This is a genomic window from Treponema denticola (genome assembly GCF_024181645.1).
GTDB classification, from domain to species: Bacteria; Spirochaetota; Spirochaetia; order Treponematales; family Treponemataceae; genus Treponema_B; species Treponema_B denticola_A.
The window spans coordinates 1,258,985-1,274,090 of sequence record NZ_CP058624.1; the positions used below are offsets into that span (position 1 = coordinate 1,258,985).

At 37.7% G+C, this 15,106-nt stretch carries 14 protein-coding genes; 9 read left to right on the forward strand and 5 right to left on the reverse strand.

Features of this window, described 5'->3' with window-relative positions:
• Window positions 1–10: 10 nt before the first annotated feature.
• Complete coding sequence (locus HO345_RS06010; protein ID WP_253684485.1) at window positions 11–2,416, reverse strand: chemotaxis protein CheA; 2,406 nt, start codon at window positions 2,414–2,416, stop codon at window positions 11–13.
• A gap of 129 nt (window positions 2,417–2,545) precedes the next feature.
• Between HO345_RS06010 and HO345_RS06015 the strand changes: the two genes are divergently transcribed.
• From HO345_RS06015 to gap, 3 genes are all read left to right on the forward strand, one after another.
• Complete coding sequence (locus HO345_RS06015) at window positions 2,546–3,703, forward strand: hypothetical protein (protein WP_253684486.1); 1,158 nt, start codon at window positions 2,546–2,548, stop codon at window positions 3,701–3,703.
• On the forward strand, window positions 3,703–4,545 hold the full coding sequence (locus tag HO345_RS06020; protein ID WP_253684487.1) for a hypothetical protein: 843 nt from the start codon (window positions 3,703–3,705) through the stop codon (window positions 4,543–4,545). Before HO345_RS06015 ends, HO345_RS06020 begins: the two co-directional genes overlap by 1 nt.
• 85 nt (window positions 4,546–4,630) lie before the next feature.
• Complete coding sequence (gene gap, locus HO345_RS06025; RefSeq protein WP_253684488.1) at window positions 4,631–5,680, forward strand: type I glyceraldehyde-3-phosphate dehydrogenase; 1,050 nt, start codon at window positions 4,631–4,633, stop codon at window positions 5,678–5,680.
• A gap of 89 nt (window positions 5,681–5,769) precedes the next feature.
• Here gap and HO345_RS06030 read toward each other — a convergent pair whose 3' ends face one another.
• The 4 genes from HO345_RS06030 to HO345_RS06045 all read right to left on the reverse strand — a co-directional run bounded on the left by HO345_RS06030 (window position 5,770) and on the right by HO345_RS06045 (window position 10,133).
• Window positions 5,770–6,513, reverse strand: coding sequence for a YebC/PmpR family DNA-binding transcriptional regulator (locus HO345_RS06030; RefSeq protein ID WP_002668967.1), 744 nt, complete (start codon window positions 6,511–6,513; stop codon window positions 5,770–5,772).
• 288 nt (window positions 6,514–6,801) lie between these two features.
• On the reverse strand, window positions 6,802–7,026 hold the full coding sequence (locus tag HO345_RS06035; RefSeq protein ID WP_253684489.1) for a hypothetical protein: 225 nt from the start codon (window positions 7,024–7,026) through the stop codon (window positions 6,802–6,804).
• 109 nt (window positions 7,027–7,135) lie between these two features.
• A complete protein-coding gene (locus HO345_RS06040) occupies window positions 7,136–8,893 on the reverse strand; it encodes an aminopeptidase P family protein (RefSeq protein ID WP_253684490.1) in 1,758 nt (585 codons plus the stop codon).
• Between the two features lie 103 nt (window positions 8,894–8,996).
• Window positions 8,997–10,133, reverse strand: coding sequence for a GNAT family N-acetyltransferase (locus HO345_RS06045; protein WP_253684491.1), 1,137 nt, complete (start codon window positions 10,131–10,133; stop codon window positions 8,997–8,999).
• 126 nt (window positions 10,134–10,259) lie between these two features.
• Here HO345_RS06045 and HO345_RS06050 point away from each other — a divergent pair, with 126 nt between their 5' ends.
• From HO345_RS06050 to HO345_RS06075, 6 genes are all read left to right on the forward strand, one after another.
• A complete protein-coding gene (locus tag HO345_RS06050; RefSeq protein WP_253684492.1) occupies window positions 10,260–10,679 on the forward strand; it encodes a hypothetical protein in 420 nt (139 codons plus the stop codon).
• 68 nt (window positions 10,680–10,747) lie between these two features.
• Window positions 10,748–11,749 (forward strand): DHH family phosphoesterase, encoded by a 1,002-nt coding sequence (locus HO345_RS06055; protein ID WP_253684493.1) that lies wholly within the window; start codon window positions 10,748–10,750, stop codon window positions 11,747–11,749.
• A 73-nt stretch (window positions 11,750–11,822) separates the two neighbouring features.
• A complete protein-coding gene (locus HO345_RS06060; RefSeq protein ID WP_253684494.1) occupies window positions 11,823–12,365 on the forward strand; it encodes a hypothetical protein in 543 nt (180 codons plus the stop codon).
• A 141-nt stretch (window positions 12,366–12,506) separates the two neighbouring features.
• Window positions 12,507–13,367: a flagellin N-terminal helical domain-containing protein gene (locus tag HO345_RS06065; RefSeq protein ID WP_253684495.1), complete on the forward strand. Its 861-nt coding sequence runs from the start codon at window positions 12,507–12,509 to the stop codon at window positions 13,365–13,367.
• A 280-nt stretch (window positions 13,368–13,647) separates the two neighbouring features.
• A complete protein-coding gene (locus HO345_RS06070; protein WP_253684496.1) occupies window positions 13,648–14,505 on the forward strand; it encodes a flagellin N-terminal helical domain-containing protein in 858 nt (285 codons plus the stop codon).
• 203 nt (window positions 14,506–14,708) lie between these two features.
• Entirely contained in the window at window positions 14,709–15,080 is a 372-nt protein-coding gene (locus HO345_RS06075; protein ID WP_002668949.1) for a flagellar protein FlaG, read from the forward strand.
• The last annotated feature ends 26 nt before the right edge of the window (window positions 15,081–15,106 follow it).

Sequence of the window (15,106 nt, forward strand, 5' to 3'; positions counted from 1 at the left end):
CCTACTCCACCTACCAAATTGAAGCCTCACGGCGCTCCCTAGCCTGCATTTCCTGCTTTAAACCAAGCTCAAGCAGCTGTGCAACATCTATAATCAATGAAACGGAGCCGTCACCTAAAATTGAGGCACCGGCAATTCCCGGAGAATTGGTAAACTGATCCTTTAAAGGCTTTATTACAACCGATTCTTCACCGATAAGACTGTCTACCATAAGACCTACTTTTTTCTCTTCGGTTCCTACAACGACTATATAATTATATCCGTCATCATCGGTTTCTGCAGATGTAATACCGAATAGGCGATTAAGCCTTAAAAGGCTATATACCTCATCACGGACATTAAAAACTTCATAGTTATCTATGCGGTTAATTTCATCCGGCTTTACCCTATGGCTCTCTATAACCGAAGTAATCGGAATCGAGTAAACCTCATCCCCTACCCTGATCAAAAGCCCCGCTATAATAGCCAAAGTCAAGGGTAGTTTTATTATAAAGCGGGTTCCGACATTGGGTTCGGATTCTACCATAACGGTTCCGTTTAATTTTTCGATATGAGTCTTAACTACATCAAGACCTACACCTCGGCCTGATACGCTCGAAATCGTTTTACTTGTCGAAAAACCGGGAGCAAAAACCAACTGGAAGGCCTCAACATCGGTAAGGCTTTTATTCGGGTGTAAAATTCCTCTTTCAACGGCCTTTTGCTTTACGGCTTCAACATCGATTCCGTGACCGTCATCGGCAACTTCGATAACAATCATATTGCCTTCGTTGCTGGCTTTAAGAAGAAGCGTTCCTTGTTCCGGTTTTCCAAGCTTTTTGCGTACATCAGGAGATTCAACACCATGATCAAGGGAATTTCTTACACAGTGCATTATAGGATCAAGCAAGTCTTCAACAACAGACTTGTCGAGTTCAGTATCTTCACCTTCAATTACAAGTTGAACATTTTTATTTAAGTCTCTTGAAAGGTCTCGAACAACACGGGGGAAGCGGCTGAAAATCTGACTGATAGGAACCATTCGTATTTTCATAACCCCTTCTTGAAGCTCGCCCGAAATACGGCCTAAGTTTTGAGATGAAGACTTAAACTTTGTAACGGCAGCCTTCATTGAAGAATCAAAATCGCCGAAAACTTCCAAAAGGCTTGAATATTCGTTTAAGACATCCTGTTTTATGGAATTTATATCATAACCCTGCTGAATTTTCTCAAGATATTCGGGCATCTTATCCAAAAGTTTTCTTGTTTTATCTTTATAAGTTGTACTGGAGTTTTGAAACTTATCATAGAGTTCTGCAAATTCAATAGTGCTCTGGTTTAAAGAAGCCTTAGTTATAACGGTCTCACTTACCAAGTTCAAAAGATAATCTATTCTGTTTGCATCTACACGCAATATGGAACCTGATGATGAGTGACCGCTTCCCTGCGGATTTGTTTGAGCCTGTTTTTTCTCAGGTTTAGAAGGCTGTTCTTTAGATTCTTCAACTGTTTTTTCTTCCGCTTTTTCGGAAACTTTTACCTCAGGAACACCGGCTTCGGGAGCCTTTGCCGGAGAAGGCTGTACAGGCTTAGAGCTTTCAATAGTTGCCTCTTTAATATCAAGTTTTTCGGCACTTGCAGAAAGAGTAACATCGCCTATAAAGGCAGCCTTTTCCAATATTTTGCTGTCCGATGCTGAAGACAAAAAGTAAATTACCGTTTCATGGAATTCGTCTTCATATAAGGCATCAAAATCCGGAAATGTTTTTAAAACACTGCCGTAGTCTTTTAAGGCAGCAAAAACCTGAATACCACCTACGGAATTCATCAAATTTGATTCATCAAACTTTACAACAACAGCATATAAGTCTTCACCTTTTTGAATAGTCTCAGCCAACTCAAGAATTTCATACTCTGAAAAATAATCTTTGACATCCAAACTTGAAGCCGCAGCCTGAACTTTCGGTGCAGAAACAGGAGGGGCAGCTGCAGTAACAGAAACCTTAGGTGCTGAAGCCTTGCTGCTCTTTTTATCGGGCTTTGCAGGGATAAATGATCTTAATTGATTTACAATACCGGACACATCATCCGAGTATACTGAACCTGAGGCTCTGGCATCCAACATAAGTTTAATTACATCGATGGATTTTAACAGCAAATCTACAGTTTCTCCGGTTACTTTAACAGAACCGCTTCTAATCTCATCAAGAAGATCTTCCATTGCGTGAGTAAATTGAGACAACTCCAGCATCTCTACAGTAGCAGAACCGCCCTTTAAAGTATGAGCAGCTCTGAATATCTCATCGACTGCGTTACGATCCTCGGGATTTTGCTCTATAACCAAAACATTGCTTTCAAGTATTTCGACCTGTTGTTCAGCTTCACTGAAAAAATCTTTTAAAAGTTCTTCGTTATTGATATCAAGATAATCACTCATACATATATTCTATACTATTTGCAATATTAGTCAAGAAGAAAACTGCTTTTTTTTAGTTTTTTTATTTATAAGAGCTTTTTTTTAAACTTAACTAGATTTTTTTTTGAATTTATTGTAGAATATGCAGGTATGAGTATCAAAAGCAAAAAAATAAAATTTTTATTATTCTTCCTTTTTATAAAAACTACCCTTGTTTTTTCCCAAGGATTTTCGGTTCCTCACTTTGAAAACACCAATACTTTTTACGGCTTAACCGGCAAACCATACATAACTGCCGACTCTCTAATACAGCTCAAACTCAGGATGGAACCGTCTAATAAGTTTTACTTTGATATGAATATCGATGCAAGCATTGACAGGCTTATAGATTTTTTTTATCAGTCTCAAGATCCTAAGTTCGATGGAAATTTCCGCTTTTTAGGAGCCTCCTTTAATTTTCCTAAAATACAAAATCTGCCTCTTTCTCTTGCAATATTTACCGGCATATATGATACCTTAGGCTCAGGCTCCATTTTACAGGAACACCTTAAAGTAAAGATGCCGGATCCTGAATTTAGGCGTTATCATCCTGCTTCGGCCTTCCGTCCGCGCAATTTTGTACAAGGTACAGGGTTCGGAATTTATGGAGCCTTTTTTTCGGGTTTTTACCTTGGAACATACCTGACTTGGAATGAAAAATTGGGAGATAATCTTCAAATAAAATCGGATTTTAGAATGGGCGGAGCCTTTGACTTTTTTGCCTTTGATTTTTTTGCCGGAGCCTCCTTTCCAAAAAATGTGATAAAAACAAAATTCAGGACAGGTCTTGCAATGCTTTTTCAGGCAGATGACAGCTATGACTTTTTTACCGAGATAGGTATAGCAGAAATAAAAATCGAAAATATTGATGTTAAAGACTTTACTTCCAATTTCTATGCATCATTTGAAGCAAGAATAAAAAAAGATTTGATAAGGTCAAGCATAGCCTGTTTTGTATCTCCTATCTTTTTACTTCCCAAAAGCATCAATAATCCATTATTGAAAGATTCTTTTTTTACCGGTTTAAGCGCTGATGTAGGAATTGGAAATCTTGAAACAAAAAACATGGAAGGCGGAATCCATCTGATGGGAACGATAAATCCCTTAAAACCTACAATGATAACCCCATTCTCGTTTTTAATCAGTCCTTTTTATACCATAAGAGCAGACGGCTTTACACTCGATTTTCGTTTACCTGTAAACCCCCTGCTTTACAACGATATATCAAAAATGATAACGGCACAAATATCAATAAAGGCGGTGTACTAATGAAAAAGATACTAAGTATTTTAGTTTTTTTTACATGCGTGAGTATTTTGTTTTCTCTTGACGTTACGGCATCTATAAACGTAGGAAACACACCCTTTGACTCAAAGGGTTATACAGGAAAAATACCTGATTTCGGCTTTAAATTGATTTTAAATGAAGATTTGGGTAAAAATGTAAACGGAAAATTAGCTGTTCAAAGACATATAGGGATAGGAAACATAATTTGGGGAAGAATAGCTTATGCAACCGAAATGATAGATATCTCGATAGGACCGACTTTAAGTGTATTTAATGCAGGACTTGACAATAAAAATGTAAGTACAATCTTTCAACCCGGTTTAGGAACATCCTTATCCTTTAAATTACCGATAGGATTTTTTACGTCATTGGATACAAATTTTTCGATTCCATTAGCATCGGTAAAAACTAAAAACGTATATCTTCAAAACGGGCACTTTGAGTTGGGCTGGAGATTTCCTAACATAATTGCATCTATAAAGTTGAGCCAAAAAAACAAAAGTATTGTTGAAAATCCGGACGAAACACATATTTCAATATCCGATATAGGATTTTATACGGTATCATATTCAAAACCGTCGGGAATAAGAATCCCCTTAAATATAATTTATAGAGTAAACCATTTTCAAAAAACAGGATCACTAAATGAAAAAATAGCCGATATCGTATTGGAAACAGGGATAAATCATGCTGTTTCGAGCGATATTGAGTGGTTTGTTAATTTCGGAGCTTCGGTATTTTCTTTTTCTTTAACAAATGCCGGCAAACGGGTTAAAAAGTTTTTTTTCAATGCTGAAGCCGGTATTGTGTTAAACTTTAACTAAAGCACCTAAACAAAATGAGCTTAAATAAAGTTGACATATGACCTAATATAGGTTAATATAAAAACAATAAAAATAAGGAGTTTTTATGAAAGTAGCTATCAACGGATTCGGAAGAATCGGAAGACTTGTTTTTCAAGCCTTGGTAAATCAAAACTTGCTTGGAAAAGACAAATTCGATGTTGTTGCAGTTGTTGACCTTTCAACGGATGCAAAGTATTTTGCCTATCAATTGAAATACGATTCGGTTCAAGGCAAGATGAATGCCGAAATAGGCACTGATGGAGATGATGTCCTTGTAGTAAACGGTCATAAAATTAAGTGTATATCGGGAAAGGGATTAACTCCTGCACAATTACCGTGGAAAGAACTCGGAATCGAGGTTGTAATTGAAAGCACCGGTATTTATACAAATGAAAAGGCCTACGAGCATATCGAAGCCGGAGCAAAAAAGGTTATCATCTCAGCTCCCGGAAAAAGTAAGGATCCTTCAAAACCCATTAAAACATTTGTTATGGGCGTAAACGAAAACGAGTATAAGGCAGCAGAGCATCATGTAGTTTCAAATGCAAGCTGTACTACAAACTGCTTGGCTCCTGTTGTGCACGTTCTTTTAAAGGAGGGCTTCGGCATTGAAACAGGACTTATGACAACCATTCATGCCTACACGGCAACTCAAAAAACTGTAGACGGTGTTTCTCTAAAAGACTGGAGAGGCGGAAGGGCCGCAGCCGTAAACATTATCCCCTCAACCACAGGCGCTGCAAAGGCTGTAGGAGAAGTTCTTCCCACTACAAAAGGAAAACTGACAGGTATGTCCTTTAGGGTTCCTACCCCCACGGGCTCCGTTGTAGACTTAACAATCCGCACCGAAAAAGATACCTCCATTGAGGAAATCGATAAGGCAATTAAAAAAGCCTCGGAAAGCTATCTAAAGGGTGTTTTAGCCTATTGTGATGAAGAAATAGTTTCTACCGATATTATTCACGATCCTCATTCTTCAATCTATGACAGCAAGGCAACTTTACAAAACAACCTTCCCGGCGAAAAGAGATTCTTTAAACTTGTTTCATGGTATGATAATGAGTGGGGTTATTCCAACAGAGTAATCGATCTGCTTAAATTTATAACAAAGTAGAATTACATTAAGAATTTAAGTAAAAGAAAAAAGCCCTTGCAGTTTTTGCTTAAGCTGCAAGGGCTTTTCTTATAAAAAGTTTTTAAACCTTATTCCGGCATCTCAAAGCCTTCAGGAATTTCGATATTTGAGGAAACGGTCTGAACATCATCATCTTCTTCCAACTTATCGATCATCTTTAAGGCTTTTTGAGTTGTATCGGCATCTAAGGCTACATAGGTATCCGGAACCATCGATACGGCAGCAGATACGGATTCAAAGCCTTTTTCCTGTAAAGCTTCAAGAACCGAAGCAAAGTCGTTGGGATCGGTTGTTACGGTAATAACACCGTCTTCAGTTGCAATATCTTCGGCTCCTGCTTCAAGAGCGGCTTCCATAATTGCTTCTTCACTTACAACTTCGGCATCATATTCGATAACGCCTTTTCGGTTAAACATATAAGCTACGGAACCTGTTGCACCCAAGTTTCCGCCGCTCTTTGTAAAAATATTTCGAACACTGGCTGCTGTTCTGTTTTTGTTGTCCGTTAAAACTTCAACCAAAACGGCAACTCCGCCGGGGCCGTAGCCTTCATACAAAAGCTCCTCATAGTTTACAGCTCCAAGCTCTCCTGTACCCTTCTTAATTGCTCTTTCTATGTTGTCTTTAGGCATGTTTGCAGCACGAGCTTTTAAAACAGCTGTTCTAAGTCTTGGGTTAGTAGCCGGATCTCCGCCTCCCATTTTTGCAGCAATTGAAATTTCTTTGATAAATTTAGTAAACAGCTGACCTCTTTTAGCATCAGCTGCGCCCTTGGCATGTTTAATTGTCGCCCATTTACTATGTCCTGACATGAAAACTCCTTACTCTCTTTCTAAAAAAAATAGATTATTGGGAACCTCTAAAAACTTCAGTTTTTTAGAGGTTTACCTTAGATTTAACTTGCGAGTTTTTCATACGTCATTTATAAATAAAGACTTATGAAAAACTCGCTGGGCATTTCTATTCCGAAGGACGCGAAGCAAATCCAACAAGGTTTTTAGAAATGCCCTATAATATTACACAAAAAGACAAAATATGTCAATGGAGCCATGAAAAAAAAGACCCGATTAAATATCGGGTCTTTTTTTAACCATAGTCTCTTATGGGCGCCTTGCAGCAACACCTTTTTCAATAAGTGCTATAAACTCATGTTCATACCAATCTTGAGAATAAGGAAAATGCTTTCGGATAACGGGTTTTAATTTAAATTCGATAGCATCTTTGCAAGCTTCGCAGACGTCATATTCGCGGATATGCCAGTAATTCATACCTGTAACAGGATTTACCAGCTCTTTTCTACAAATATCACAGTTTAATGTCTTCATAATAATACTCCTTACTTTGTTTATATCAATATATATCATTGTAACTCATTTTTCATACTTTGTCGAGTAAAAAAACGATTTTTTTCAATTTTAAAGCATTTTTTATCACTTAAATTGCCTTTGTTCTTTCTTTTAAGAAAGCTTTGTGCTCTTCATCCAAATAAGGCATAAGTCTTTCACAAACTTCTTTGTGATAATCATTGAGCCATTTAATATCATCATTTGAAAGAATTCCGGGGACAATGGGTCTTGTATCAATGGGACAAAGAGTTATCGTTTTAAATTGATAGAATTCTCCGTCTTCGGTTTTTGTAAATTCGGTAGTAACAACAAGGCTTTCAATGCGGATTCCGTGGCTTCCGGCAACATAAAGGCCGGGTTCATTGGATGTTACCATACCGACTCTCATCGGGACATCTAAAAATTTGCTTGAAATCGATTGGGGCCCCTCATGAACTGAAAGTACATAGCCTACACCGTGTCCGGTTCCATGTTTGTAGTCCCTTCCTTTTGCCCAAAGGTGCTCTCTGGGGATAGTATCTATGGCATGACCTGTGGTTCCGGCCTTAAATTTAGCTCTGGCAAGAGAAATATGGGCTTTTAAAACAAGGGTATAATCCGTTTTTTCCTGCTCTGTAAGTTCTCCAAGCTTAATGGTTCGAGTAATATCTGTTGTACCGCCTAAGTACTGACCGCCGCTGTCCAAAAGCAAGAAACTTTTAGCTTCAAGTTTGGCAGAATTTTCAGGGGAAGGAGCATAGTGAATTATAGCACCGTTAGGGCCGTAACCCGAAATAGTTTCAAAACTTTCTTCCAAAAAATCCTTGCCTTCGGCACGGAATTTTAAGAGCTGTTCGCTTACATCCCATTCAGTGATACCATTTCCGGCATTTTCTTCTACCCATTTTAGGATTTTTACCATTGCAGCACCGTCTTTTTCCATAGTATAATCGAAGTTTTTAAGTTCAACTTCATTTTTTATTGCTTTAAGAGTTGAAGTTAAGTTTAAGCCTTTTTCGGTTTTAGCTTTTATTTGGTTGTATAGATAAACATTTGTTCTTGCAGGATCTATGTAAACTTTTCCTGTAAGTTTTGCGGCTTCTGTAAATACATCTTCATATCCCATCACCGTAATACCTTGTGAAGCAAAGTAGGTCTTAACATCATCCGTTAATTGTTTCTCGGAAATAAAAATAACGGCTCTTGTTTTATCTACCAGCGCATACGCAGTAACTACGGGATTGCATCTTATATCTCTTCCTCGGACATTAAAAAGGTAACAGACGTCCTCCAGGGCACCGATAACCGTAGAATCTGCCTTTTTTTCGGCAAGCATTGAACGGACTTCTTCAATCTTTTCTTTTGCCGATTTTCCGGTATATTTTTCATCGAGTATAAAAGCCTTGCTTAAAACCGCCTGAGGACGATTTTCCCATATTTCGCCTATTAGGTCAAGATTAGTAACAAGTTCTATACCTTCAAGTTCCTTTTCCATGGAATCGAAACCGAAAACGGAAACAACCTTACCGTCCATTCCGAACTTTTCACCCGATTTTAAGTTGGATTTTAAAAACTCGTTGATTGTCGGAACACCGGGTTCAAGCATTTTATAAAGCTCAACAACCGAACCTTTAAGCTGTTTTTCAGCCTGAAGAAAATATCGGCCGTCAGTCCATAAAATAGCCTTATCCTTTGTAACAAGGACGGTTCCTGCCGACCCTGTAAAACCGGAGATAAACTCCCGTGTTTTATAGTTTTCAGGTAAATATTCACTCTGATGGGGATCAGAGGACGGGATTAAATAAGCACTTAAAGAATGCTCTTTCATTTTTTGCCTTAAAGCGGCAATTCTATCATTTACAGTCATATAAAACCATCCTAAAAATTTATTTTATTATTGAGTATAATACTATTTATATTTTATGTAAAGCCGTTTACAGTTAGAAAGAGTAAACAATATCAATAACACATTATCTGTTTAAATGATATTGATAAATTCTATAAACTATATCCCTTTTTGCCCCTGTTTTTTCTATATCGGTAATCATAGGAATATTGTACTCCCAAATAGTGGAACCTTCACCTTCCAGATAGCCTTTTTTTATAGCTGCCTGATAAAGACGGGAATAAATAGCTGCCGAAACACCTTTATTGTGATATTTAGGATCAACAAATAGAACAAAGGTTCTAAGCCGCTTCATTTTACGCTTGTAATAAAGGAATTTAAAGATACCGAATGGGAAAAGTTTTCCCTTAAGGTGTTTTAATACATCGTTATAGTCCGGAAGAGTAACATTAAATCCGATGGGCTTGCCTTCATCGCTCCTTGCAATAAAAATTAATTCCTCATCTGCAAACGAAATAAGCTGTTTTAAGACCATATCTATTTCTTTGCGTGTCATAGGCATAAAATCTTCCCATTCTTCCGGCTCGGAATTAAGGAGGATTGAATGAATATCGCCGGCATCCCTTTCAACATTCTTTTTTAAGTCGATATGATCTACATGGAAACCGTAGCGTTTTTCTACCAAGGGGGCTAAGCGGACATAACGGCTTGCATCGACATCATCAAAGCGGGCATGATAGGCATAGCAATCCCAATATTTTTCAAATCCGAACTTGATAAAAAAATCGTTATAATATTTTTTGTTATAGGTATTCATTATGTAGGTACGGTTTTCAAAATTATCGGTAATAAAGCCGCGGTTATCTTCTCCTCCCGGAAGAGAAAGAGGACCTTTAATTCTATCCATACCATTTTGTAAAAACCATTCTTTTGCCGCATTAAGCATTTTTTCGGCAACGGCATAGTCTTCAATACATTCAAATTGAGAAATATAACCGGCTTTAATTTTTTTATAGTCATTTAATTTTTCATCAATACCGTACAAAATACGTCCAACCGTTTTTCCCTCAATCCGAGCAATCAGTTTTACGTGAGGCCCTACATCACATAAAGAATTATCGGCTCCTGACACGTACTTTTTGTATTCGCTTATAATAGGCGGGACCCATGAACTATCATTTTTATAAAGCTCAAAAGGTAGAAGAGCAAATTCATTTAATAATTTTGAATTATTAACTTCAAGTAAAATAATTTTATCCATTTTTATATTCCTAGGTGGAACAAAATAGCATTTTTTATAAGTCTTTGTCAATATTGTAAGAATTTTACAAGTTTGCGCTTGCAAAATTCATAATTTATGTGTATAATGTGGTAACTGGAGGAATATATGAAGAAATCAATATTAAGCTTGGTCTTTTTAGTTCTAATTTTTTCCCTTTTTACGATTGCCCCGGCTTTTTCACAAAAGATCGATGAGGCGGATGTTTATTATGTAAATGTGCAAATTTTGAAAATATTTACACATTCAGATGGTTATTATATTATTTACCGAAGAGCGGGATTAAAACATGCAGAAGTTTTTATTCCAAAATCTTGGCTTGACCCTAAAGACGGACGAGCTAGGCTGGAATTGGTAAACACCAGAGTTAATCCGTATTTGTCTTTTTATCTTAAAGACGGAAAATTTGATCGTATAAAAATAGCAGGTCCAAAAGATTTAAAAAGCCCCATATGGGGTGTATTAAAAGATCCGAATAAATATAACGGCAAATTTGACGGCATAGAAAGTCTTGAACTAAAATTTTAACATCTAAAACAATCTAAGTTATTTATATCCTCTAAGGTAAAACCTTAGAGGAATTTTATGAGGAATACATGCATAACAATAGCAGCTCAACAATCGGGAAACCTTTAATTCCCCAAAAATTATCGGGATTTTTAAATGCGTATGAAAATTTTATAATTGCAGGTCATAAAGAACCCGATGGGGACTGTATTGGGAGCTGCCTTGCAATGTCTTTCTTTTTGAAAAGAAAAAATAAAAACTGTATTTTAATGTCGGCAGGGCCTTTTAAGCGTACCGAAATAAAGGAATATGAACATCTTTTTACGGACAAGCTGGAAATTTCCGATAAGATAAATCCTAAAACCACAGGACTGATAATCCTTGACTGTTCAGGTTTTGACCGTGTGGGGGAAATAGCAGAACTCCTCAGCGGTTTTAAATACATCATAATCGACCATCATACTACCAATACCGAAAAATCCGACACTTCTCTTATAATGCCGGAAGCCCCTTCTACAACCTATTTAATTCAGTCAATAATTGAAGAAATGGGAGAAAAACTTACAAAAGAAGAAGCCGATGCCCTGTTTTTTGGTCTTTGTACGGATACGGGATTTTTTAGACATTTGGATGAAAGAAGCGCTGAAGTTTTTGCCCATGTATCCCGTCTTATTGAAGCAGGAGCCAATCCAAAACAAACCTTTATGAAAATAAACGGGGGTAAAAAATTTGAATCACGCCTCCTTATTTCCAGAATTCTAAACAGAATGAAGACTTACTATGACGGAAGGCTTGTTATTTCGTATGAAACTTATGATGATTTACAGGAATTCGGACTTGAAAGCAGGGATTCCGATATATTGTATCAATTGATTCAGTCGATAGAAGGAGTTGAAGCAATCTGTATTGTACGCCAAGACTCTCCAAGCCACTGTTCGGTAGGTTTTAGGTCATTGGATAAGATTGATGTAAGTAAGATTGCCTCATCATTTGGAGGCGGAGGGCATAAACAGGCTTCAGGCCTGTACATAGAAGGGAAATTTGATGATTTAATCCCAAGGTTTGTTGAAGCCTTTGGAGCTCAAATGTAAATTTTATATTGTTTTTTTTTAAATAATGTGATAGAATACTTTTTATAATTAAAGTTTTTATGGGAGAATAGTCTTGAATAATGATGAAATTTTGTTTCCGCTATTAGAAAAAGGTGATATCAAATCTACAATGGAGTTTGCCTCTAATGATAACAAAAAACCTTTTGAAATCGTATCTGAAGGCATGAACATAGTGACGGCATCTATTTTAGCAGATATACCCTCAGTTTATAAAATGGATTTGATAAGGAAGGTAGGAGCCCTTTTTTCTACTCAGGAGTATTGTGAACTGCTAAATCAAAAAATGTTCACCCTGAAACCTGAAGAACGCGATAAACTAAAAGATCAGGGTATTCTTATAAATAGAGAGACAACCCTTCCCTATTGCCAATGGTTTAATATTTTTGATATAGCCTTCCCTTGGCTGCCCCTTTCGGTTTTTGAAGATTTTGCGGTATATCTTAGGGATGAAAAAAAACTCATCCTTGATAAAGAAACTATTGAAATTGTAAGAGATAATTTTTCAATATCAAAACGATATTCTGAAAGAGAGCTTTCCCGTCTTTTTGATTCAAATATATTAAAAGACCCGGCAGATATAGACGATGAAGCATAAAACCTCATTTTTTTTAATTTTTTTTTAAAAAAAGCCTAAAGTTTTAGAAACAGAAAACCGAAGATAGATAATGAGGATTCTCTATCCTCAAAACAAAGCAAGGATGCTTTGTAAAAACATTATTCCAGGGAGGAATATCTTATGATTATTAATCACAACATGAGTGCGATGTTCGCACAGAGAACGCAGGGTGTTACTAATGTACACATTGGTAAAGACATCGAAAAACTTTCATCCGGTTTACGCATTAACCGTGCAGGCGATGACGCTTCCGGTCTTGCAGTTTCCGAGAAAATGAGAAGCCAGATTCGAGGTTTAAACCAAGCTTCTGCAAACGCTTCAAACGGCATCAACTTTATCCAAGTAGCCGAAGCTTTCTTGCAGGAAACAACCGACATCATGCAGAGAATTCGCGAACTCGCTGTTCAGGCTTCAAACGGTATCTATTCTGCCGAAGACAGAATGCAGATACAGGTCGAAGTTTCGCAGCTCGTTGCCGAAGTTGACCGCATTGCAAGTTCAGCCCAATTTAACGGTATGAACATGCTTACAGGCCGATTTGCACGCGAAACCGGTGAAAATGTTGTTACCGGTTCTATGTGGTTCCACATCGGTGCCAACATGGATCAGAGAATGCGCGTTTACATTGGAACAATGTCAGCTGCAGCTCTCGGTATCCGAGATATCGGTGACGAAAAAATCATGACAATCGAAACAGCCGATGCTGCAAACAGGAGCATTGGAACAATCGATGAGGGTCTTAAAAAGATCAACAAGCAAAGAGCTGACCTTGGCGGTTACCAGAACAGAATGGAGTTGACGGTTGTCGGTCTCGATATAGCCTCGGAAAACCTCCAAGCTGCCGAGTCCAGAATCCGTGACGCAGATATGGCAAAACAGATGGTAGAATATACCAAGAACCAAATCTTGTCGAATACCGGTATTGCAATGCTCGCTCAGGCTAATAACAACAGCCAGCTTGTAATGTCTCTTTTAAGGTAACAAATTTGTAAAATACTCTTGTATTTTTTTGATTATAAGAGTATAATGTGTTAGGCGTCAGGGGAAATTCCCCTGCACGCTTAATGATCTTTGAAAAAATGCCCTTGATGGGCGGCCCTTATGAAGCCCTGTATTACAGTATTATTAGCAGTTTGAATAAAATTGTTAATAATACTGTCTTTATAATTTGTATAAAAGGCGCAAAATTTTATGCAATTATAAAATACAGGAGTATTTTTCAGCAAAGGATGCTGAACTATAGGACTTCAGGGAGGGTCATATGATTATTAATCACAATATGAGTGCAATGTTTGCACAGAGACAGGGAGGAGTCAACGAACTTCATCTCGCAAAAAACATCGAAAAACTTTCCAGCGCGCAAAGAATCAACCGCGCAGGTGACGATGCTTCAGGTTTAGCCGTATCCGAAAAGATGCGCAGCCAAATCAGAGGTTTAAACCAAGCCGGACAGAATATTCAAAACGGTGTTTCTTTCATTCAAGCAACGGAAGGTTACTTAGGTGAAACGACAGATATAATACAGAGATTAAGAGAGTTGGCTATACAAGCCTCAAACGGTATTTATTCCGCCGAAGACAGGATGCAGATTCAAGTTGAAGTTTCACAGCTTGTTGATGAAGTAGACAGAATCGCAAGCCATGCTCAGTTTAACGGAATGAATATCCTAACAGGCCGTTTCGCTCAAGATTCCGTATCGGGACCTATGCAGCTCCATGTCGGTGCAAATATGGATCAAAGAGAAAAGATCTATATAGGAACAATGACAGCTACAGCACTCGGTATTATAGGAGCACAACAAGGCGGAGAAGACAAAATGATTTCAATGTCTTCAGTAGACGGTGCAAATATGGCATTGGGAGCCCTTGATAATGCTCTTAAGCAGATTAACAAGCAGCGCGCAGACCTAGGTGCATATCAGAATAGGTTTGAAATGGCATATAACGGTATAGCAATTGCTTCCGAAAATATGCAGGCTGCCGAATCAAGAATCCGAGATGCAGACATGGCTAAAGAGATTGTAGACTATACAAAGAACCAAATCTTGATCCAATCAGGAACTGCTATGTTGGCACAAGCCAATGCTCAGCCTCAAGCTGTTGTTAGGCTTCTTCAATAACAAAGCAGATCTTGTAAAGGCTGATACGGAAAGAGATAACCGGATGTCATCTCTTAAAATTAAAAGCCTTTAGAATCTTTAGGAAGAAAGAAGATGCGCCCTTCTTCTTCCTTTTTTTTACTGCTAAGAGTTGATGCTTAAAACGTTAAACTATATTTAGATGTCACGGATGATGTCTATTTTTTAAGCCAAGGAGGTTTTTTATGAGTATAGAAATAAACGGCATAGGGCACCAAGCAGCATTACAACAAAAACGTGATACAGTGATTAACGGCTCAATGAGAGCTGCATCGGATGTAATAGTACAAAAGGAAGCTGCCGAACAAGCCGAAAATCAAAAAACGCTGGTGGACCCGAATGAAATCTCAAAAGCGGTTGCACAAATCCAAAAGTTATGCGACATGTGTGATCGAAAATTACAATTTAGAGTAAATAAAGAAACAAACCGCATCGTTGTTAAGGTAATAGATGCAAATACCGACAAGGTAATAAGGGAAATACCATCCGAAGCAATACAAAGACTGCAAGCAAGGATACTTGAAACAGTCGGCCTTTTATTCGATGAATCAATCTAATCGGAAATTTCCCTTTTTTAGGTATT

Coding starts and splice junctions, on each gene's coding strand:
- HO345_RS06070 (WP_253684496.1), top strand. CDS start 13,648: ATGATTATTAATCACAATATGAGTGCAATGTTTGCACAGAGACAGGGA.
- HO345_RS06045 (WP_253684491.1), bottom strand. CDS start 10,133: ATGGATAAAATTATTTTACTTGAAGTTAATAATTCAAAATTATTAAAT.
- HO345_RS06065 (WP_253684495.1), top strand. CDS start 12,507: ATGATTATTAATCACAACATGAGTGCGATGTTCGCACAGAGAACGCAG.
- HO345_RS06020 (WP_253684487.1), top strand. CDS start 3,703: ATGAAAAAGATACTAAGTATTTTAGTTTTTTTTACATGCGTGAGTATT.
- HO345_RS06030 (WP_002668967.1), bottom strand. CDS start 6,513: ATGTCAGGACATAGTAAATGGGCGACAATTAAACATGCCAAGGGCGCA.
- HO345_RS06050 (WP_253684492.1), top strand. CDS start 10,260: ATGAAGAAATCAATATTAAGCTTGGTCTTTTTAGTTCTAATTTTTTCC.
- HO345_RS06035 (WP_253684489.1), bottom strand. CDS start 7,026: ATGAAGACATTAAACTGTGATATTTGTAGAAAAGAGCTGGTAAATCCT.
- HO345_RS06010 (WP_253684485.1), bottom strand. CDS start 2,416: ATGAGTGATTATCTTGATATCAATAACGAAGAACTTTTAAAAGATTTT.
- HO345_RS06015 (WP_253684486.1), top strand. CDS start 2,546: ATGAGTATCAAAAGCAAAAAAATAAAATTTTTATTATTCTTCCTTTTT.
- gap (WP_253684488.1), top strand. CDS start 4,631: ATGAAAGTAGCTATCAACGGATTCGGAAGAATCGGAAGACTTGTTTTT.
- HO345_RS06075 (WP_002668949.1), top strand. CDS start 14,709: ATGAGTATAGAAATAAACGGCATAGGGCACCAAGCAGCATTACAACAA.
- HO345_RS06040 (WP_253684490.1), bottom strand. CDS start 8,893: ATGACTGTAAATGATAGAATTGCCGCTTTAAGGCAAAAAATGAAAGAG.
- HO345_RS06055 (WP_253684493.1), top strand. CDS start 10,748: ATGCATAACAATAGCAGCTCAACAATCGGGAAACCTTTAATTCCCCAA.